The following is an 18,261-nucleotide window of genomic DNA, read 5'->3' on the forward strand; positions in this document are numbered from 1 at the left end:
CGCGCACCCCCGGTGCCGGACGGAGAAGGTCTTCGCCGGGAGGGGAGAGGGGGCGGGGTCTGCGCACCCCGCCCCCTCGGCTCGCGGCCGGCTCCACCGCGTTCGCTCGCGTGGTGGGGCCGGCCAACGGTGGATCAGCGCTGGAGCGCGGTCCTGTCCGTCATGGGCGACGCGCCTTGGGCCGCGTTCCCGGACGTCGCCTCGCCGGTCATGGGCAGGCAGGCCGGCGTCTGGAAGACGACGCCGTCGAGGAAGTTGCCGATCATGGGGTTCCCGCCGGCGGCCGACACCGAGGCGAAGGCGAAGCGGGTGACCGTCTGCCCGGCGGGCACGACGTAGGTGCCGGTGTAGTGGCCCCAGGCGGTGTTGCCGTCGGAGATGTCGGGAGAGGCGGCTCCGTCCGGCGTCTGCGGGGTCGTGGCTCCCGGCGCGCCGATGAGCACCCGCATCGTGTCGGTGCCAGCCCGGCCCCGGTGGTACAGGGACCAGGTCATCACCGTCCCGGGAACGGTCGGGACGTCCTGGTAGAGCGTGGAGACCTGGTTGGCGTTGAGCTCGGCGAACTGCTGGCCGTCCGCGGCCGGCACCCCGCTGGAGCTGTTCCAGAACTCCAGCTTGCGGTCGGTGGCGGTGGTGTGCCAGCCGACGGCGGGGTCGGTGGACGCGTCGGGGATGTTCCAGTCGATCCTGGGCACGGCAGGCGTCTCGAAGCTGCCGTTGATCAGTTTGACGGGCTCACGGGTGCAGGCGACGGCGACGGTGACCGTGGCGGTGCTGGTGCCGCACGCGGTCTCGATGGTGTAGGTGAAGGTGTCGGTGCCGGCGCGGTCCTTGTCGGGCGTGTAGATGAGCTCGTTGCCGGAGATCTTCACCGTGCCGTGGGCGGGCTGGGTGACCTTGCTGATCGTCGGCGCCGCCCCCGTGTCGTTGCTGAGGACGGGGACGGTGACGGACGTGTTCTCGGTCGTGGCGGCCGTGTCGTCGGCGGCGCTGGTGGGCGAGATGGACTGTCCGCTGACGATCCGGATCGGGGGCGCGGAGGTGTTGTTGCCGAGCTGGCCGGGAGCGGCGATGACGCTGCTGATCCCGGTCGGGCGGATGGTCATGCTGCGCCCGACGGTGCCTGGGTTGACGCGGAAGGTGATGACCGCCGGCGCGGGGTCGGTCTTGACGCCGGGCGACTGGATGCTCAGCGTGTTGCCGCTCAGGGAGGCGTTCCTCACCGGCCCCACGATGGTGGCGTTGGCCAGCAGGGACGACAGATCCCACCTGGTGGTGTAGGTGCGGACGAGCAGCGGCCACTGCGCCGTGCGGTGCGTCAGCGTGAGGGTGAAGGTGCTGCCTGGCGCGATCTCGCCGCCCCACAGACGGGGTGAGGTGGTGACCGAGATGGAGCCGCTGCCCAGCCGCCAGCCGATCGCGTTCTTCCAGTAGTACTCGACCGGGTAGTCGGCCTGCCCGTGCCGGACGCAGGGCGTGGCCGCGGCTCGCTGAACGGGCTTGCTCAGGCTGGCGTCAGCGAGCGCCTGCGTCTGCGACGCGGCGGAGGCCGCCGCGAGGAGAGGAACCAGGAGGGCTGCCGTCGCCATGGCCTTGGCGCGGCGCGGGGGGTGTGTCAGGAGAGTCGACATTCATCCTCACTTTGGGTGATGATCGAATAACGATCAGTAACCATAGTGGGGTGGCGGGGTCCACGCTCGTATGGCTGCGGCGAGCCGCGTGACCTGCTGTCATGTCGGCCTGCCTGGGGCGTCCCGTCCGCCCCGGTGTGGGGCGGCACTTTCGTCGCGCTCCGGCAACCAGACACTGCCGTCACGAAAAGTGGTTGACCACTCACTCTCCGTACATGGTTGGAGTGTCAGCTACCCCGGCACTCCAGCCATCCGCGAGGCCCTCGGGCCGGTCCTGCTCGCACCCGAGCCCGCGCGAGCCGCCCCCCAGCGCGCCGCCCTGCAGGCGGCACTGGACGCCATCGCCGCCAGTGGAGCCCCCGGCGCCCTCGCCGAGGTACGCGACGAGAACGGCCACTGGGCCGGCACCAGCGGCGGCAACGACCTCCACGGCACCCCGGTCGTACGGGGCTCACGCTGGCGCGTCGGCAGCGTCACCAAGACCTTCGTCGCCGCCCTCGTCCTGCGACTGGCCGGCCAGGGCGAGTTCCGTCTGGACGACCCCATCGCCCAGCACCTGCCCGGCCTGCTGCCCCGCGGCGAGCAGATCACCGTCCGCATGCTGCTCAACCACACCAGCGGCGTGGCCGACTACGCCGCGACCTGGGAGGACACCCCGCGCGGCTTCCGCCGGCTGGCGACCACCACCTACACGCCGCAGCAGCTCATCGACCGCGGCGTCGGCCTGCCGCCCACCTCCGCCCCCGGCGGCCGGTGGGCCTACTCCAACACCGGCTACATCGTCCTCGGCCTGCTGGCCGAGAAGGTCACCGGCCAGAGCCTGTCCCGCGCCCTGCGCGACCGGCTCTTCCTCCGGTACGGCCTGCACGGCACCTTCCTGCCCACCACCGGCCGCACCATCCCCGGCACCCACCTGAACGGCCACACCACCGACGAGAACGGCCGCCTGGAGGACATCACCCGCTCCGACACCTCCCACGCCTGGGCCGCCGGAGGCGTCATCTCCACCGCCGCCGACCTCAACCGCTTCTTCTTCCTCCTCACCCACGGCCAGGTCGTCCCCGCCTCCCTGCTGGCGCAGATGAAGCAGACCGTGCCGGGCCCCGGCCTGGACTACGGCCTCGGCCTGATGAGGCTCACGCTCCCGTGCGGCGCCCAGGTCTGGGGACACAAGGGCCACATCCCCGGCTACGCCACCTACAGCTTCCACAGCGACCGGCGCGACCTCACCGTCACCGCCAACGCCATGCACTCCCGCGACGACGCCGCCACCGACCAGGCCGTCAACCGGCTCCTGGCCACCGAGTTCTGCGCCCCCTGACCACCGGCCCTCGCCCACCGGCGTCAAGCCGCGCCCGTCACGGGCGGGTCAGCTCGACCAGCTTGGCGACCGTGTTCCAGTTCCTGCTGGTCGCGACCACGCCCCGCGACGGCAGGCGCGCCAGCGCCTCGGCCAGCTTCGAGCGGCCCATGCCGTCGGGGGCGTACAGGTACAGGGCGCGGTCGCCGAGCCTGAACTCCTCCGGCAGGAACGCCTCCGGCCGTAACGACGCGTACGCCGCGGCCTCCACCGGCGCCGAGAAGTAGGTGACGTGCAGCTGCCGGCCCGCCAGCTCGCCCGCGGGGAACGGGCAGGCGCCGGCCACCGCCGCCAGGTAGGCGTGGTCGCGCACGAGGACGTCCACGGCGAACCCGAAACGCTCCTCGATCGCCTGGCCCACCAGCGTCTCCAGTTCCTCCTCGGATCGCGCGGGGGAGGTGAAGACGGCGTTGCCGGTCTGCAGGTGCGTCCGCACCTCCGCCAGCCCGATGCCGGACAGCAGCGCCCGCAGCTCCGCCATCGGCACCTTCCTGTGCCCGCTCACGTTGACGCCCCGCAGCAGCGCCGCGTACGCCGTGGGCGTCGTCCCGCCGTTCGTCATCCCAGCACTCTAGCCAGGGTCCCCGGCGGGAGAGGCGTGGCGGGCAGCCGGCCGTCTCCGTGATGGCCGCCGTACCGGCCGGGGAGGCGCGGAGGGTCAGCCGGGGGAGACGCCCGCGAGGATCGCGCCCCGGTAGAGCGGGAGAGGCGAGCCCGTGCCGTCGAGGCGGGTCAGGACGACCTCGTCCCGAGGGCCTGGGTCCGGGTAGGCGCCTGAGCGGGGACGCAGCGCGACGATCAGGTGGCCGCCGTCGGAGGTCGGCATGACGGGCGCCGCGCTCTGGTCCTCCGCCGCGCCGGTGGCGACGCGTGCCCGCGCGCCCGACTCCGCCACCGCGAGCAGGGTGTCCCCGCGCCCGCCGTCGGGGGCGAACAGCACGCGCCGTTCGGGCAGCGGGAGGAGCGGCCGGGCGCCGGCGGGGCCGAGCGCGGTGACGCCGCCGGCGGTGAGGGCCACCACCTCCCCCTGCGGGGAGAAGCGCAGGCCGGTCAGCCCGGAGGCGGGGTCCGGCGCGCCCGCGCGGTCGCGGTCCTCCTCGACGGGGCGGGCGCGGGTGGCGGCGGGCACGGTCGCGACCCGCTCCGCGCGGGCCCGTCCCAGGTCGATCCGCCACACCTGGACCGGGCGGGGATCGCCGAGGGCGGAGGGCAGCGGGACCGCCAGCGCGAAGTCACCGGCGAGCGCCAGCGCGAGGTCCGCGCCGGGCGCGGGGAAGCCGCGCACGGGCGTGGCCGTCCCGGTGTCCAGGTCGGCCACGACCAGCCGGGCGGCGGGCCGCGTCACGACGGCCACCACCCGCCGCCCTCCGGGCGCGAAGGAGACCTTGCCGACCGGCCCGAGCAGGTCCGTGACCTTCCCGGACGGGGTGACCAGGCTCACCTCGCCGCCGCCGCCGCCGCCGCCGCCGCCGCTGCTGCTGGCTGCGGCGTCGCGCACGGTGACGTAGCCGCGCGAGGTGAAGACGCCCTCGCTGCCGAAGCCGCTCCCGGAGGGCCTGACCAGCCTGCCCGTACGGGTGTCGCCGATCACCAGGCCGCGGTCGCGGGTCACGGCCGCCAGGTACCTGCCGTCCGGGGAGACGGCCGAGGGGGAGGCCGGGAGCCCGACGGCGGGTGACGCCGTGCCGCTCGCCAGGTCCACGCCGCCGTACGCGGGCCGCCCGCCGCCCGCCGTCCAGTACAGACCGCCGTTCGCCGCCTCCTCGCAGGTCGCCTCGGGCGCCGGGCTCACCGCGCGGCCGTCGCGCCGGACGAGCACGCACCGGCCCGACGTCCACGACAGCCCCTCGCCGGCCGGGCGCACCCGGGTGAGGAAGACGTGGTCGGGCAGGGTCGCGTCGAGGACGTTCCCGCCCGCGAGCACGCCGTCCCTGGGGTCGTCCGCGAGCCCGCGTACCGCCGTGGGGATCCTGGGGTCGCCGAGCGCGACCTCGGCGTGCTTGCGGACCCAGACGCCCTCGGTGAGAGGGTCGCCGAACGCCCCCACCCGGACCAGGCCGAGCACGCCGGAACGCTCCTCGCCGGGGACGCGCGCCAGGAAGACGGCGGGCCCCGGCACCCGGACGCCGGAGGGCAGGGCGTTCACCCGCACGGCGACCGCCTCGGACCCCGCGCCCGCACAGCCGCCGACGGCGGACACGACGCCCACCAGGAGAGCGAGCGCGGCGACCGGGATCCGCGCCCACCCCCTCCTGGCCGCCGCACCCGAGGTCGCGGGGTGCGGGACCTCGGGTGCGGCGGTGCGCGGGGCGGTCGGCGGCAGGGGGCTCGGCATGCCGGCTCGTCCACGCATCGACACCCCTCCAGATCGCGGTGCCGCCCGCCCCTCGGCGGGCGCCCCGCCCGATCTTGCCGGGAAACCGGGGCCCGCCGCTACCGGCCGGCGCCGTCAAGCCGGGCGAGCCGACCGGCCGACCGGCACCGGGGCCGGACGGGCCAGGCGGGCGGCCGGGTGGCTCAGGCCACGAGATCCGTCCCGCCGCGCGCCGGCCGGTCCGGGGCCGCCAACGCCTCGTACGTGGCCTTCACCTCCGGTGACAACGGCTGGGGCGGCCGTGGCCGACGCTGCCTGACCTCTTCGCCCTGCAGCACCGCCTCGACGGCGGGGGAGGCGTACTGCCGGTGCTCCTCGCTCTCCAGCATCCACTCGATGAACGCCTGGACGCCTCCGCGCCGGCCGGAGCAGAGGTAGAGCCGGTACAGCCGTCCGAGGTGGGCGTCCTCGACGGGCGGCGACGGCTGCCTGAGCCCTTCCACGGCTGCCAGAACCCTGCCGGTCTGCTCGTGCACGACCTGTTCGAGAGCTGCCGCCATGTCCTTGACCAGCGCCTCGGTGGTCGCGTGATGGCCGGCGCGGGACTCCTGCGCCGCCCCGTCGGCCTCCTGGCCCGTCTCCTCGGCGGGCCGAAGGGCTGCCTCCGCCCGCCTTCTCCTGTCTCCCGGGAAGAACGGGCCCCTCCACCACGGGTTCCTGACGTCGGTTGCCATGCATCCCCTCGCCTGGACGTATGCGCGTTCCGTCACCAGGACGGTAGAAGCGCCGCGGCCAGGTGCCCAGTCACACTTCCGTGACGGTCAGGGACCCTCGGGTGGCCCGCGGGTGAAGGTCAGCCGCGGACGCGGTCCGCGGGCCGGCCGGTGAGGACGGCGCGGGCGGGGAGCAGGGTCGCGGCGAAGGCCAGGCCCAGGGTCAGGGCCGCCACCGCGAGGCACACCTCGGCCCGCACGTACGGGATCGGCGACCCGGTCACGCCGTAGCTGACGGCCATCAGGGTCGGCACGGCGATGGCGGTGCCGGCGACCAGCGCGATCGCGGCGACGAGCAGCGCCTCCCAGCGCAGCACGCCCAGCACCTGCCTGCGGGTGCCGCCGACCAGCCGCAGCAGGGCGAACTCCCGCGCCCGGCCCGCCGTCGCCATGACGAGCGTGTTGACCACGGAGATGGCGATGAACACGATGATCAGGCCGAGGGCGAGCAGGTTCACCCAGTTGTTCAGCTCCATCGCCTCGTCGCGGGCGGCGGAGGCGTCGCGGGAGTCCAGCACGGTCACCGCGGGGCCCAGCGCGGCGAGGCGGCCCCCTGCGGAGGCGTCCCCCACGACGAGGAGCCGGTCGGTCATCCCGCTGCCGGTGTGCCCGCGCACGAGGTCGTGCGGCAGGGCGACGTCGCCGAACCCGAGGCCGCGGCCGTAGAGGGCCACGACGGTCGGCGTGACGGGGGTGCCGTCGCCGAGGCGCAGCCGCACCTTGTCGCCGACGGACACCCCGAAGGAGCCGGCCGCGAGCGTGCTCAGCGCGACGGTCGTGCCGCGCAGCCGGTCCAGTGACCCGGCCCGTACGTCGAGGTCGAGCCCGTGGGCGGGGACGGTCAGCCCGAACGCGCGGTAGGAACGCAGCGTGCGGTCGCCGAGCTCCTCGTAGTCGCCGATCACCCCGGTGTCGATGATCTCGGTCACCCCGGTGACGCCGGGCACGGCCCGTGCGGCGCGCGCCACCTCCGGGGGGAGGCCGGGGCCCGCCGCCTGCACGACGTAGTCGGCCCGCGTGCCCTCGGCGGCCTGCCGGGCGGTCGCCTCGCCGATGGTGGTCTGCGCGAAGACGGTCGCCCCGGCGAACGCGATCATCAGGATGAGCGGGCTGACCACCGAGGCCAGCCGCCCGGCGGCGGTGCGGGTGTTGGCGACGGCGAGGTAGCCGCCCACCCGGGACGTGCGGGCGAGCAGGCCACCGGCGAGCGCGACGGCGGACCGGACGAGCCACGGTCCGAGCAGCGCGGCGGCCACCACGAGGAGGATCACGATGCCGCCCGCGCTCATGGCGGCGGTCTCGCCGGCGACGGACATCGCCAGGCCGCACAGGCCCGTGCCCAGCGCGAGGAAGACCAGTCCGGTGATCAGGCGGCCCCGTCCGGGTGCGTGGGGCTCGGCCGCGGCCTCGCCCAGCGCCTCGGTCGGCCGCACGCGGGTGGCCCGCCGCACGGCTCCCCTGGCCGAGAGCCAGGCCGTGGCCGTGCCCACCGCGAGCGCGACCAGCATCGGCACCGGGCCGACGACGGGCGCGAACGCCTCGGGCGCGAGGCCCTCGGCGGTCAGCTCGCCGACCAGCCACCGGCCGGCCGCGACGCCGGGCAGCAGGCCGGCGGCGCTGGCCGTGATCCCGAGCAGCAGGGCCTCGTTGCCTGTCATCGACCGGATCTGCGCAGGGGTCGCCCCCACCGCGCGCAGCAGCGCGATCTCGCTCCTGCGCTGGCGCTGCGCCAGCCCGAACGTGCCGGCGACGACGAAGGCCGCCACCATGACGGCGATGCCGCCGAGACTGCCGCCGAGGGCGACGAGCGTCTCCCTGGCCGCCGAGGCCCGCGGGTTCTCCGCCTGGCCGCGTTCGCCGCCCGTGTAGACGGCCGGCCCGGCCTCGGCGGGGGCGCCCTTGACGCCGAGCGAGACGCGGGCGCTCCGCTCCTGCGCGATGCCCAGCTTGGCGGCGATCGCGTCCTTGATCGCATCGGGGTCGCCGGGGCCGAACACGCCGAAGGCCGAGACGCGGCCCGCGTGCCCGAACAGCTCGGCGGCCCGTCCCGCCGTGAAGAACACCGCGGACTGCCCGGTGAGGCCGGGGCCCGCGATCCCCGTCACGGTGTAGGCGCGGACGCCGTCCCTCCCCAGCACGCGGGCACGCACGCCGACCGTCAGCCCGGCCCGCGCGGCCAGCCCGGCGTCGATGACGACCTCGCCGGAGGCGGCGGGCGCGCGTCCCGCGCGCAGCGTGTACGGCGTGAGCCTGGCGGAGTCCCAGGCGTGACCGTAGGTGGCGCCGGGCGCGGCGCCGGGGACGGCCGAACCGTCCCCGGCCAGCAGCGCGACGGGGAAGGTCAGCTCGGGGACGACGTCCTGGACGCCGTCCACCTGGCGCAGGCGGGTGGCGAGGGACGTGGGGAGCGTCGAGGGCTCGTCGAGCGGGACGGTCTCGGTCACCTCCACCGGTTCGTCGCTCGCGTCGTTCTTGACGACCGAGGCCTGCCGGGGGCCGGTGAGCACGACGGGGGTGGCGGCGTACCGTTCGGTGGGGGTGCTCCCGCGCAGCCCGGTCTCCACGAGCAGCCCGCAGGCGGTGACGAGGGCTGCGGCGAACAGCAGGGCGAGGAAGGAGCCCGCGAGCGACGACAGGCGCCCGCGCAGGGTCGCGAAGGCGAGGCGCAGCATCACGCGGCCGCCGTCCGCCGGCCGAGGGCCGAGATGCGCCGCGCGATCTCCCCGGCCGAGGGGGAGAGCAGCTCCTCCACGATGACGCCATCGGCGAGGAACAGCACCTGGTCGGCGTGGGCCGCGGCGACGGGGTCGTGGGTCACCATGACGGCGGTCTGGCCCGTGGTGTCCACCAGCCGGCGCAGCAGGCCCAGGACGTCGGCGGCCGTCACGGGGTCGAGCGCGCCGGTCGGCTCGTCGGCGAAGACCACCTCGGGTCGGGTCGCCAGCGCGCGGGCGATGGCGACGCGCTGCTGCTGGCCGCCGGAGAGCTGGGACGGCCGGTGGCGCGTGCGGTTCTCCAGGCCCACCCGCCGGACGACCTCGTCCAGCCAGGCCGGGTCGGGCCGGGTGCCGGCCAGCCGGAACGGCAGCGTGATGTTCTCCATCACGGTCAGCGCGGGGATCAGGTTGAACGACTGGAAGACGAAACCGGCCCTGTCGCGGCGCAGCTCGCTCAGCTGGGTCTCGCTCATGCGCGAGATCTCCACCTCGCCGAGGTGGACGGTCCCGGAGGTCGGCGTGTCCAGCCCGGCGGCGCAGTGGAGGAACGTGCTCTTGCCCGAACCCGACGGCCCCATCACGGCGGTGAACCGGCCTCGGGGCAGGGCGGCCGTCACTTCCCGCAGCGCGTGCACCACCCGGGCGCCCTGCTTGTAGGTCTTTGTCACCGCATTCATGCGGATGGCAGGCAATGACACGAGAATCCCTCATATGTCGCAAATCGCTGATGGTGGCACCACCGTAACGACGCGGGTCGCTCCGGAAGGAGCAGGCGACCAGGCATGTCCCAGGTAAGGCCAGCCCTACCATCGCCCGCCTCGCACACCCGCCGGTGCGCCCGTGCCCGCTCACCTGCGTCCCGTGCCCGCTCGACCGCGCGCCCGCGCTCTGCGTCCCCGCTCCTCACCCCGCCGCCGGCGCGCCCCGGTCGAGGCCGCGTGAAGTCGCCTGTCTAGTCTGTGTCCATGAGGCTACTCCGCGTGACGGCCGTGCTGGTAGCGACCGCCCTGGCCGCCGCCTCCTGCGCGGAGCCGCCGCCCTGGGCCTCCCCCTCGCGGGGCCGCCAGGCACAGGGGTACGCCGAGCCGTCCACCCCGCCGTCCGTCCCGCCGTCCGTCCCGCCGGCCGGCACCGACGTCTACGCCCACGACCGGCCGGGCATGCTCAGCCCAGCGGTGGCCCACCTGACGCCACGCGTGTACGTGCCCAACAGCGAGTCCGGCACGGTGGACGTGATCGACCCCGAGACCTTCCAGGTGGTGCGCAGCTTCAAGGTCGGCCGCCTGCCGCAGCACGTCGTCCCCTCCTGGGACCTGAAGACGCTCTGGGTCAACGAGAACGAGGGCGACCGCCTCACCCCGATCGACCCGGTGACGGGCCGCCCCGGCAGGCCGGTCCCGGTGGACGACCCCTACAACCTCTACTTCACCCCCGACGGCTCGTACGCCGTCGTCATGGCGGAACGCGCCGGACGCCTCGACTTCCGCGACCCCCGCACGATGGCCCTGATCCGCCCGCTCCCCCTGCCCTGCAAGGGCGTCAACCACGGCGACTTCACCGCCGACGGCTCCGTCTTCCTGGTCAGCTGCGAGTTCTCGGGACAGGTCGTGGCCGTCGACTGGAAGGTCCCCCGCGTGCTGAAGGTGATCGACGTGGGCAGGGGCAACATGCCGCAGGACGTCAAGCTCTCTCCCGACGGCCGGCTCTTCTACGTCGCCGACATGATGGCCGGCGGGCTGTGGATGATCGACGCCGCCACCTTCGCCAGGGCGGGCTTCCTGCCCACCGGCAAGGGCGCCCACGGCCTGTACGTCAGCAGGGACTCCCGCGAGCTGTACGTCTCCAACCGGGGCGAGGGGAGCGTCTCCGTCGTCTCGTTCGCCGACCGCAGGGTGGTCGACCGGTGGAGCGTGCCGGGCGGCGGCTCGCCCGACATGGGTGGGGTGTCGGCCGACGGCAGGCAGTTGTGGCTGTCCGGCCGGTACCACGGCGTCGTCTACGTCTTCTCCACCGAGACGGGCCGGCTGCTGCGCACGATCAAGGTCGGGCGCGGGCCGCACGGCCTGTGCGTCTACCCCCAGCCTGGACGCCACTCCCTCGGCCACACCGGCGTCTTCCGCTGACCGCCATCGCGCGAGTGGCGGATATGCTCCCGGATGTCCCGTACCGACCGAGGAGGGCCTGACCGGAATGAGCCCGAGCCCGTTCACCGACACCCCGCGCGTCGTGCGCGCCGCCGCCCTGCCCGACGGCGACCTCGGCCCGGCCCCGCTCGACCCGGCGCAGGTCGTGTCCGGCGCGCCGGAGGTCCGCCACCTCGGCCTGGCCGACGCCGGCGACCTGGGGGTGGGCGTCTGGCAGCACGGGCCGGGCGTGAGCACCGACGTCGAGGCGGAGGAGGTGTTCGTGGTGCTCGCCGGGCGGGCGACGATCGCCGTCGAGGACGGCCCGGTGCTGGAGGTCGGGCCAGGCGACGTCGTCCTCATGCCGGCGGGCGCCCGCACCACCTGGACGGTCCACGAGACCCTGCGCAAGGTGTACGCCGCCCGCCCCTGACCCCCGCCCCGGGACGAGAGCACCGCGGACCCGGGCGTTACAGCAGGCGCCACACGTGGAAGGCCGGCCCGTCCGAGGGCAGCGTGTACGTGCCGTCCGGGCCCGCGGCCAGCTCCTCCGAGCCGTACACCGGCGCGGCGGCGCCCCCGAGCCGCAGCCGCACCGGGTCGTGCGCGGCGCGGGCGGCGAGCACGAGCAGCCGCTCGCCGGCGTGCTCGCGCAGGAACACCAGCGCGTCCCGCGAGGCGTGCACCCAGCGCAGCCCGCCGTGGCGCAGCGCGTCGTGCGCGCCCCGCAGCGCGCCCAGCCCCCGGTACGCGGCGAGCGTGCGGGTGTCCCAGGAGTCCCGGCGGTCCCATGGCATGGTGCGGCGGCCGTCCTCGCCCCAGGCGCCTTCCAGGCCGAGCTCGTCCCCGGCGTAGAGCATCGGCGTGCCCGGCAGGGTGAACATCAGGCCCGCCGCGACCTCGACGAGGGCGGGGTCGCCGCCGCAGACCGTGCGGATCCTGGCGGTGTCGTGGGAGCTGACCAGCGACCAGGAGTGGGTGAGGGAGCGCCAGGAGATCTGCGCGGCGAAGGCCCGCATGGTGGCGAGGACCGTGTCGCCGCCGAGGCGCGGGACGGGCGCCGGCACCCCGAGGAACGGCATCCGGACGTCGGGACCGCGCAGCCAGCTCCACACCGGCCGGGTGAAGCCGGCGTAGTTCATGGTGCCGTGCCAGCCTCCCGCGTCGAGGTCGCCGGCGGCGTCGTGGGCGTGTTCGGCCAGCACCACCGTGGCCGGGTTCTCCTCCGTCATGGCGCGCCTGAACCGGGCCGCCACCTCGCGGGTCAGGTCGTCGCCGCGCAGCCGCCCGGTCATGTTGGCGACGTCCACCCGCCAGCCGTCGAGGCCGAAGCGGATCCAGCGGCGGACCACCGAGTCGTCCGCCTCGATCATCCGCCGCCTGAGCAGGTCGCTGCGCCAGTCGAACTTGGGCAGGGAGGCGACGCCCATCCACGCCTCGTAGCCGAGCTCGCCGTCGCCGAAGACGAACATCTCCCGCTCGGGGGCGTCCTCGCCGGCCAGCGCGGCCTGGAACCACGGGTGGGTGCTGCCGCAGTGGTTCGTGGTGAGGTCGCCGAGGACCCGCAGGCCCCGCGCGTGCGCCTCGTCCAGCAGCCTGCGGTAGGCGGCGTCGCCGCCGAGCAGCGGGTCGATCTCCGCGAACGACGAGGCGTTGTAGCGGTGGTTGGACGGCGCGGGGAACACCGGCGTCAGGTAGAGGGTGTTCGCGCCGAGCGCGGCGATGTGGCCGAGCCGTTCCCGCACGCCGTCCAGGTCGCCCCCGAAGAACTCGCGGGGCGTGGAGGGGCCGGTGCCCGTCACGGGGTCGTCCCAGCCGCGCTCCTCCGCCCAGCCGGGCAGCGGCCGGCGCGCGGAGGAGCGGGCGAACCGGTCGGGGAAGATCTCGTAGACGACGGCGTCGCGCGCCCAGCCGGGCGGCGCGGCGTGGGTGAGCAGCCGGAAGTCGTGCGCGTCCGGCACGTCGCCGGCGTGCAGGCCGGAGCCGTTCAGCCAGCGGTAGCCGGCGGCGGCGTCCGGATCGGTGAGCAGGAAGCGGTAACGGGTCACCGGGTTGCGCGCCACGACGTCGGCGCGCCACCAGATCTCGTGCTCGGTCTCCCTGTCGACGAGGGCCTCGGTGAAGTGCGGCTCGCCGTCGGGCGTGGTGCGGACGTGCACGCCGCCCCCGTGCCCCTTCGGCGTGCGGACGAACACGGTGACCGTCTCGCCCGGCTCGGGCGCGAGCGTGCTGACGTGGTCGGCCGAACCGTCGTGGTGGAATCCCCGATCGAGCATTGTCATCCTTTCACGGCGCCCGCGGTGAGACCGTGGACGATGTAGCGCTGCAGGAACTGGAACACGAGAACCGTCGGCACCGCGGTCAGCAGGGTACCGGCGGCGAACATGCCGAAGTTGGCGTTGCGCTGGTCGGCCAGCAGGCCGAACAGCCCTACCGCGAGCGTGCGGGCGTCGTCGCCGGTGAGGAAGACGCTCGCGATGAGGAACTCGTTGATGGTGGCGATGAACACGAGCAGGGCGCTGATCGCCAGCACGGGCGCCGCCAGCGGCAGGACGACCCGGACGAACGCCTGGTTGTGGGTGCAGCCGTCGATCCTCATGGCGTCGTCGAGCTCGGTCGGGATCGAGTCGAAGAAGCCCTTGATGAGCCAGGTGTTCACGCCGACCTGCCCGCCGACGTAGAGCAGCACGACGCCCCAGACGCTGTTGAGCCCGAACACCGGCCAGTTGTCGCTGATCGCGCTGAAGATCACGTACAGCGGGACGATCGCGAGGAACTGCGGGAACGCCTGGATGACGAGCAGCGTCACCAGCCCGGCCCGCCGCCCGGCGAAGCGGAACCTGCTGAACGCGTACGCGGCGAGCGCCGAGACGGCGACGGCCAGCACGGCGGTCAGCCCGGAGACGACGACCGAGTTGCGGTACCACGTCCAGAACGGCGTCTCCTCGACCAGCCGGACCAGGTTACCGAACCCGGCGCCGCGCGGCAGCAGGCCGGAGGAGCTGAGCGTGCCGACCGGGTTGAGCGCGGCCGACACCACGAAGACGATGGGCAGCACGGCGAACGCCGTGATGAGCACGGCGGCGGCGTGCCGCCACGCGACGACGCGCATCACGTCACCTCCTTGAACGCCCTGGTGCGCCGGAAGCCGATAATCGAGATCACCGCGACGATCAGGTAGACGTAGATCGACATGGCCGAGGCGAGGCCGTACCGGGCGCCCTCCTGGCCGAACGCGAGCCGGAACGTGTACGTGATCAGCAGGTCGGTCGCGCCGGCCGTCGGGTCGTCCGAGGGGAACGGGCCGCCGGACGTCACCAGGAAGATGCCGTTGAAGTTGTTGAAGTTGAACGCGAACGACGACACGAGCAGCGGCGCGAGCGCGAGGAGCAGCAGCGGCAGGGTGACCTTGCCGAAGCGCTGCCAGGCCGAGGCGCCGTCCACCTGGGCGGCCTCCATGTACTCCGCCGGGATCGTCTGCAGCGCGCCCGTGGCGACGAGGAACATGTAGGGGAAGCCGAGCCACAGCTGCACGAGCAGCACCGACAGCCGCGCGGTGAGCGGCGTGCCGAGCCAGTCGGTGTGCAGGCCGAACAGCCGGTTGATCAGGCCGAAGTCGGTGTTGAACAGGTCGCGCCAGACGAGCAGCATGGCGAACGCGGGCATGGCGTACGGCAGGACGATGAGCGTGCGGTAGAAGCGCACGCCCCGCATGCGCGGATGGTGGAACACCAGCGCCCCGGCCACGCCGAGCGCGGCGGTGAGCGCCACGACCGCGACGGCGTAGAACAGGTTCCAGGCGAAGACGCTCGCGACGTGCGCGTTGATCTTCGGGTTGGTCAGCGCCGCCGCCAGGTTGGACAGGCCCACCCCGACCTTCCACCCCTGGGGGAGGGCGCTGCCGTCCGCGGCGACGAACCTGCCCTGCTCCTCGTCGGCCCGCCAGGTCGTGCCCTGGCCGGTGACGCAGTCGCAGGCGGCGTCGTACGCGAGCGCGGCCCTGCCCTGGTAGGCGCGGGTCAGTCCCTGGCTGCGGATGGCGCCGCCCTTCACGGGCACGGCGAGCGCGGTGATCTCGGTGCCGCGCGCGGACGCCTGGGCCGTGGTGAGGACGGTGTAGCCCTCCGCGGCCGTGATCCGCCCTCCCGGGCCGAGGGTGACGCCGCCGATCCGGCGCAGGCCGTCGGCGGTGCCGGCGTAGGCGGCGCCCTTGGCCGGGTCGGCCAGCAGGAAGACCAGGGCGTCGTCCTTGACGGCCACGGTGAGGCGGAACTCGGCGGAGCCGGGCTCGCGCCGCACCGAGGACGTCTCGATCGCGGCGATCGCCTCCTGCTTGGTCCCGAGGTGCCCGTCGCCTGCGTTGCTCAGCGCGAGCGACATCGTGTGGACGACGGGGAACACCTGGAAGGCCAGCAGGAGGAACGTGGTGGGCAGCAGGTACTTCAGCGGCAGCCGGCGCGGGGTGAGGTAGGCGTACAGGGCGGCGCCGGTCGCGAGGGCGGTGATCGCGACGCCCGTCCAGTTCCCCGAGGCGACGAGCGGGGCGGCGGCCCACAGCGCGACCCCGATGATCAGGCCCAGCGCGAGGACCCGGGCCGTCACCGCGCGGGCCGAGGCGGGCCGGAACACCCCGCCCCGCCGGGCGGAGCGGGTCCCCGCCCGGTCGTGCCGGGCGGGGGTGCGGGTGACCGTCATCCGGTCTTCCCGAGCTGTTCGGTGATCGCCTTGCCCGCGGCCTTGACGGCGGGCTCCACCGGCTCGCCCTTGACCACGGCGTGGATGAGGTTGTTGAACGGCCCCCACACGGCGACCATCTGCGGGATCGCGGGCAGCGGCACGCCGTCCCGCGCGGCCGCCTCGAACTTGGCGACGTCCGGGTCCTTCCCGGAGGCGTACGCCAGGGCGGTCTTCAGCGCGGGCATGCGCGGCTCGGCGTCGAACAGCGCCTGCGCCACCTCGGGCGAGGCCAGGGTGTTGGTGACGAACTCCTGCGCGAGGGCCCTGTTCCTGCCCTTGGCGGCCACGAAGAACGCCTGGACGCCGACGAAGCCGCGGGCGGGCTCGCCGCCCTTGAACGGCGGGACGGGGGTGACGTCGTACTTCACCCCGGCGGCGCGGGCGTCGGCCAGCCGCCACGGCCCCGCCACCAGGAACGCCGTCCTGCCGTCGGTGAACATCGCGGCGGCGTTGTCGGAGGTGAAGGAGCGCTTGAGCGCGCCGGCGCCCTTCTCGCCGAGCGCGGCGATCCTCTCGAACGCGGCGATCGACTCGGGCGTGCCCACGCCCATGTCCGCCGGGTCCGGGTCGCCGTCGGGCTTGGCGCCGAACAGGTGCCCGCCGCCGGAGGTGTACAGCGGGTACATGTGGTAGGTGTCGCCGGACTGGCCGTTCTGCTGGCTGATCGGGTAGCCCACGATCTCCTTGACCTTGCCCGCCGCCTTGAGCTTCTGGCCGGTGGCGACGAGCTCGTCGAACGTCTTGGGCGCCTCGGGGGCGAGGCCGGTGTTGCGGAACAGCGCCAGGTTCTCCACCGCGTACGGCACGCCGTAGACCTGCCCGTCGTAGGTGACGGCCTTGCGGGCGACGTCCACGTACCCGGCGAGCTGGTCCTGCGTCATCTGGATGGGGTCGATCAGCCCGTTCTGCACCAGGTTGCCGATCCAGTCGTGGGCGCCGACGAGCACGTCGGGGCCCTTGCCCGCCTGGGAGGCGGTGACGAAGGTCTGCTGCTGGTTCTGGGCGACGACGACGATGTCCGCGGTGACGCCGTTCTCCTTGGCGAACGCCTCGGCGAACGGCTTGAGGGTCTCCGACCGCTTCTGGTCGGCCCAGATGGTCAGCGTGGCGGCGGCGGAGCCGGCGGGCGAGGCGGCCGGCGCGGCGGACGACGGCGCGTCGCCGTCCGCGCCGCCGTTCGCCGTGCCGCCACCACCGCCACCGCCGCAGGCGGTCAGCGCGAGGCACATGGCCAGGCCGAGCGCCGGCACGCGGCCTGGACGGGGAGCCGGTGCTCCGGAAGGTCTGCGCACAGCGTCGCTCCAGGGGGAAAGGGCCGTGGCCCATGGGGGGATTAGGGGGTGACCGCAGCGGTGTGCCGAGAAGTTAACAAGAGCTTTCAGCTGCCGAAAGATGTTGCAATCATTTGCTGCGGTGTTTCACGATGACCTGCAGCGTTCCAACGAGAGATCGGAAACCCGCCCCCGATGACAGACCGCGTGCCGGCACGGCTCGACGACATCGCCCGCCACGCGGGCGTCAGCAAGGCGACCGTCTCCCGCGTGCTGAACGAACGCCCCGGCGTGAGCGCGCGCGCCAGGAAGGCCGTGGTCACCGCGCTCGACGTGCTCGGCTACGAGCGGCCGAGCGCGCTGCGGCCCCGCAGCTCGGGGCTCGTCGGCCTGATCGTCGCCGAGCTGCAGAACCCGGTCTTCCCGCTGTTCGCGCAGGTGATCGAGGGCAACCTGGCCCGGCACGGCTACACCGCGGTGCTGTGCACGATGACCCCGGAAGGCGCGGGCGAGGACGAGTACGTCGGCATGCTGCTGGACCGGGGCGTCTCCGGCATCATCTTCGTCTCCGGGTTGCACGCCGACAGCACGATCGACCGCTCCCGCTACGAGGACCTCAGGCGGCAGCGCATGCCGATCGTCTTCGTCAACGGCGAGCTGCCCGGACTGCCGGTGCCGACGCTGTCGTGCGACGACCGCCTGGCCGGGCGGATGGCGGCCCGGCACCTGGTCGACCTCGGCCACCGGCGCATCGGCTTCCTCAGCGGGCCCGCCCAGTACTCGCCCGTCCGGCGGCGGCTCGCCGGTTTCCGGCAGGCCGTGCGCGAGCTCGTCGGGCCGGGCGCGGGCGACCTCGTCGAGCTCGCCACCTTCGACGTCACCGGCGGGCAGACGGCCGCGAACCTGCTGCTGGAGCAGGGCGCCACCGCGCTCGTGTGCGGCAGCGACCTCATGGCGCTGGGCGCGATCCGCGCGGCGCGGCGGCGCGGCCTGCGCGTGCCCGAGGACGTCTCCGTGATCGGCGCGGACGACTCCCTGCTGATGTCGTTCACCGACCCGCCGCTCACGACCGTCCGCCAGCCCGTGCTCGCGATCGGCGTGGCCGCCGTGCGCACCCTCATCGACGAGATCAGGGGGAGGGGCGGGCGGGCCGGCGAGCAGCTGTTCGAGCCGGAGCTCGTCCTGCGCTCCTCGACCGCCGCCTGCCCCACCGCCGCCACCCGCTGACCCGGCTCCAGGGCGAGCAGCGGGAGCGACGGTCAGGCCGGCGGCGCGGCTGACGGACCCGGTCGCGCTCGTCATGGACCCGGTCGGCCAGGGGGAACGCGCGGGCGC

General features: G+C 74.2%; 14 protein-coding genes. 4 read left to right on the forward strand and 10 right to left on the reverse strand.

Features of this window, described 5'->3' with window-relative positions; genetic code table 11:
* Positions 1–134 precede the first annotated feature (134 nt).
* Positions 135–1,631 (reverse strand): Ig-like domain-containing protein, encoded by a 1,497-nt coding sequence (locus BMX74_RS43795; protein ID WP_091098349.1) that lies wholly within the window; start codon positions 1,629–1,631, stop codon positions 135–137.
* Positions 1,632–1,821: 190 nt separating this feature from the next.
* Between BMX74_RS43795 and BMX74_RS03995 the strand changes: the two genes are divergently transcribed.
* Positions 1,822–2,952, forward strand: coding sequence for a serine hydrolase domain-containing protein (locus BMX74_RS03995; RefSeq protein WP_177227213.1), 1,131 nt, complete (start codon positions 1,822–1,824; stop codon positions 2,950–2,952).
* A 37-nt stretch (positions 2,953–2,989) separates the two neighbouring features.
* Here BMX74_RS03995 and BMX74_RS04000 read toward each other — a convergent pair whose 3' ends face one another.
* The 5 genes from BMX74_RS04000 to BMX74_RS04020 form a co-directional block, all read right to left on the reverse strand.
* Complete coding sequence (locus tag BMX74_RS04000) at positions 2,990–3,553, reverse strand: DUF1697 domain-containing protein (protein WP_091098353.1); 564 nt, start codon at positions 3,551–3,553, stop codon at positions 2,990–2,992.
* 96 nt (positions 3,554–3,649) lie between these two features.
* Positions 3,650–5,344 (reverse strand): hypothetical protein, encoded by a 1,695-nt coding sequence (locus BMX74_RS04005; RefSeq protein WP_143078546.1) that lies wholly within the window; start codon positions 5,342–5,344, stop codon positions 3,650–3,652.
* 164 nt (positions 5,345–5,508) lie between these two features.
* Positions 5,509–6,039 carry a hypothetical protein gene (locus BMX74_RS04010; RefSeq protein WP_055501677.1) on the reverse strand — a complete coding sequence of 177 codons (531 nt, stop codon included), beginning with the start codon at positions 6,037–6,039 and terminating at the stop codon, positions 5,509–5,511.
* Positions 6,040–6,158: 119 nt separating this feature from the next.
* Entirely contained in the window at positions 6,159–8,750 is a 2,592-nt protein-coding gene (locus BMX74_RS04015; protein ID WP_256256794.1) for an ABC transporter permease, read from the reverse strand.
* The gene (locus BMX74_RS04020) at positions 8,750–9,472 is read right to left on the reverse strand and encodes an ABC transporter ATP-binding protein (protein WP_091098360.1); all 723 of its coding nucleotides are present in this window, start codon (positions 9,470–9,472) and stop codon (positions 8,750–8,752) included. Before BMX74_RS04020 ends, BMX74_RS04015 begins: the two co-directional genes overlap by 1 nt.
* A gap of 288 nt (positions 9,473–9,760) precedes the next feature.
* Here BMX74_RS04020 and BMX74_RS04025 point away from each other — a divergent pair, with 288 nt between their 5' ends.
* Positions 9,761–10,918, forward strand: a complete 1,158-nt coding sequence (locus BMX74_RS04025) for a YncE family protein (RefSeq protein ID WP_091098362.1) — start codon at positions 9,761–9,763, stop codon at positions 10,916–10,918.
* Between the two features lie 67 nt (positions 10,919–10,985).
* Positions 10,986–11,351, forward strand: coding sequence for a cupin domain-containing protein (locus BMX74_RS04030; protein ID WP_055501680.1), 366 nt, complete (start codon positions 10,986–10,988; stop codon positions 11,349–11,351).
* 37 nt (positions 11,352–11,388) lie between these two features.
* Here BMX74_RS04030 and BMX74_RS04035 read toward each other — a convergent pair whose 3' ends face one another.
* From BMX74_RS04035 to BMX74_RS04050, 4 genes are read right to left on the reverse strand one after another with little or no spacing between them, the layout of a single operon-like run.
* Positions 11,389–13,194, reverse strand: coding sequence for a glycoside hydrolase family 13 protein (locus BMX74_RS04035; protein ID WP_091098364.1), 1,806 nt, complete (start codon positions 13,192–13,194; stop codon positions 11,389–11,391).
* A 2-nt stretch (positions 13,195–13,196) separates the two neighbouring features.
* On the reverse strand, positions 13,197–14,030 hold the full coding sequence (locus BMX74_RS04040; RefSeq protein ID WP_091098366.1) for a sugar ABC transporter permease: 834 nt from the start codon (positions 14,028–14,030) through the stop codon (positions 13,197–13,199).
* On the reverse strand, positions 14,030–15,613 hold the full coding sequence (locus tag BMX74_RS04045) for an ABC transporter permease subunit (protein ID WP_143078547.1): 1,584 nt from the start codon (positions 15,611–15,613) through the stop codon (positions 14,030–14,032). The genes BMX74_RS04040 and BMX74_RS04045 overlap by 1 nt, the downstream gene beginning before the upstream one ends.
* Positions 15,610–16,947, reverse strand: a complete 1,338-nt coding sequence (locus tag BMX74_RS04050; RefSeq protein WP_256256762.1) for a sugar ABC transporter substrate-binding protein — start codon at positions 16,945–16,947, stop codon at positions 15,610–15,612. The genes BMX74_RS04045 and BMX74_RS04050 overlap by 4 nt, the downstream gene beginning before the upstream one ends.
* A gap of 174 nt (positions 16,948–17,121) precedes the next feature.
* On the opposite strand from BMX74_RS04050, the gene BMX74_RS04055 reads away from it, so the two are divergent.
* Positions 17,122–18,153 (forward strand): LacI family DNA-binding transcriptional regulator, encoded by a 1,032-nt coding sequence (locus BMX74_RS04055; protein WP_091098368.1) that lies wholly within the window; start codon positions 17,122–17,124, stop codon positions 18,151–18,153.
* The last annotated feature ends 108 nt before the right edge of the window (positions 18,154–18,261 follow it).

It is taken from the genome of Nonomuraea pusilla (assembly GCF_900109355.1).
In the GTDB taxonomy this organism is placed as follows: domain Bacteria; phylum Actinomycetota; class Actinomycetes; order Streptosporangiales; family Streptosporangiaceae; genus Nonomuraea; species Nonomuraea pusilla.

What these genes read in the sequence shown, in the direction of transcription:
- BMX74_RS43795 (WP_091098349.1), bottom strand. Translation starts at nt 1,631, where the DNA reads ATGTCGACTCTCCTGACACACCCCCCGCGCCGCGCCAAGGCCATGGCG.
- BMX74_RS04000 (WP_091098353.1), bottom strand. Translation starts at nt 3,553, where the DNA reads ATGACGAACGGCGGGACGACGCCCACGGCGTACGCGGCGCTGCTGCGG.
- BMX74_RS04005 (WP_143078546.1), bottom strand. Translation starts at nt 5,344, where the DNA reads ATGCGTGGACGAGCCGGCATGCCGAGCCCCCTGCCGCCGACCGCCCCG.
- BMX74_RS04010 (WP_055501677.1), bottom strand. Translation starts at nt 6,039, where the DNA reads ATGGCAACCGACGTCAGGAACCCGTGGTGGAGGGGCCCGTTCTTCCCG.
- BMX74_RS04015 (WP_256256794.1), bottom strand. Translation starts at nt 8,750, where the DNA reads ATGCTGCGCCTCGCCTTCGCGACCCTGCGCGGGCGCCTGTCGTCGCTC.
- BMX74_RS04020 (WP_091098360.1), bottom strand. Translation starts at nt 9,472, where the DNA reads ATGAATGCGGTGACAAAGACCTACAAGCAGGGCGCCCGGGTGGTGCAC.
- BMX74_RS04025 (WP_091098362.1), top strand. Translation starts at nt 9,761, where the DNA reads ATGAGGCTACTCCGCGTGACGGCCGTGCTGGTAGCGACCGCCCTGGCC.
- BMX74_RS04030 (WP_055501680.1), top strand. Translation starts at nt 10,986, where the DNA reads ATGAGCCCGAGCCCGTTCACCGACACCCCGCGCGTCGTGCGCGCCGCC.
- BMX74_RS04035 (WP_091098364.1), bottom strand. Translation starts at nt 13,194, where the DNA reads ATGCTCGATCGGGGATTCCACCACGACGGTTCGGCCGACCACGTCAGC.
- BMX74_RS04040 (WP_091098366.1), bottom strand. Translation starts at nt 14,030, where the DNA reads ATGCGCGTCGTCGCGTGGCGGCACGCCGCCGCCGTGCTCATCACGGCG.
- BMX74_RS04045 (WP_143078547.1), bottom strand. Translation starts at nt 15,613, where the DNA reads ATGACGGTCACCCGCACCCCCGCCCGGCACGACCGGGCGGGGACCCGC.
- BMX74_RS04055 (WP_091098368.1), top strand. Translation starts at nt 17,122, where the DNA reads ATGACAGACCGCGTGCCGGCACGGCTCGACGACATCGCCCGCCACGCG.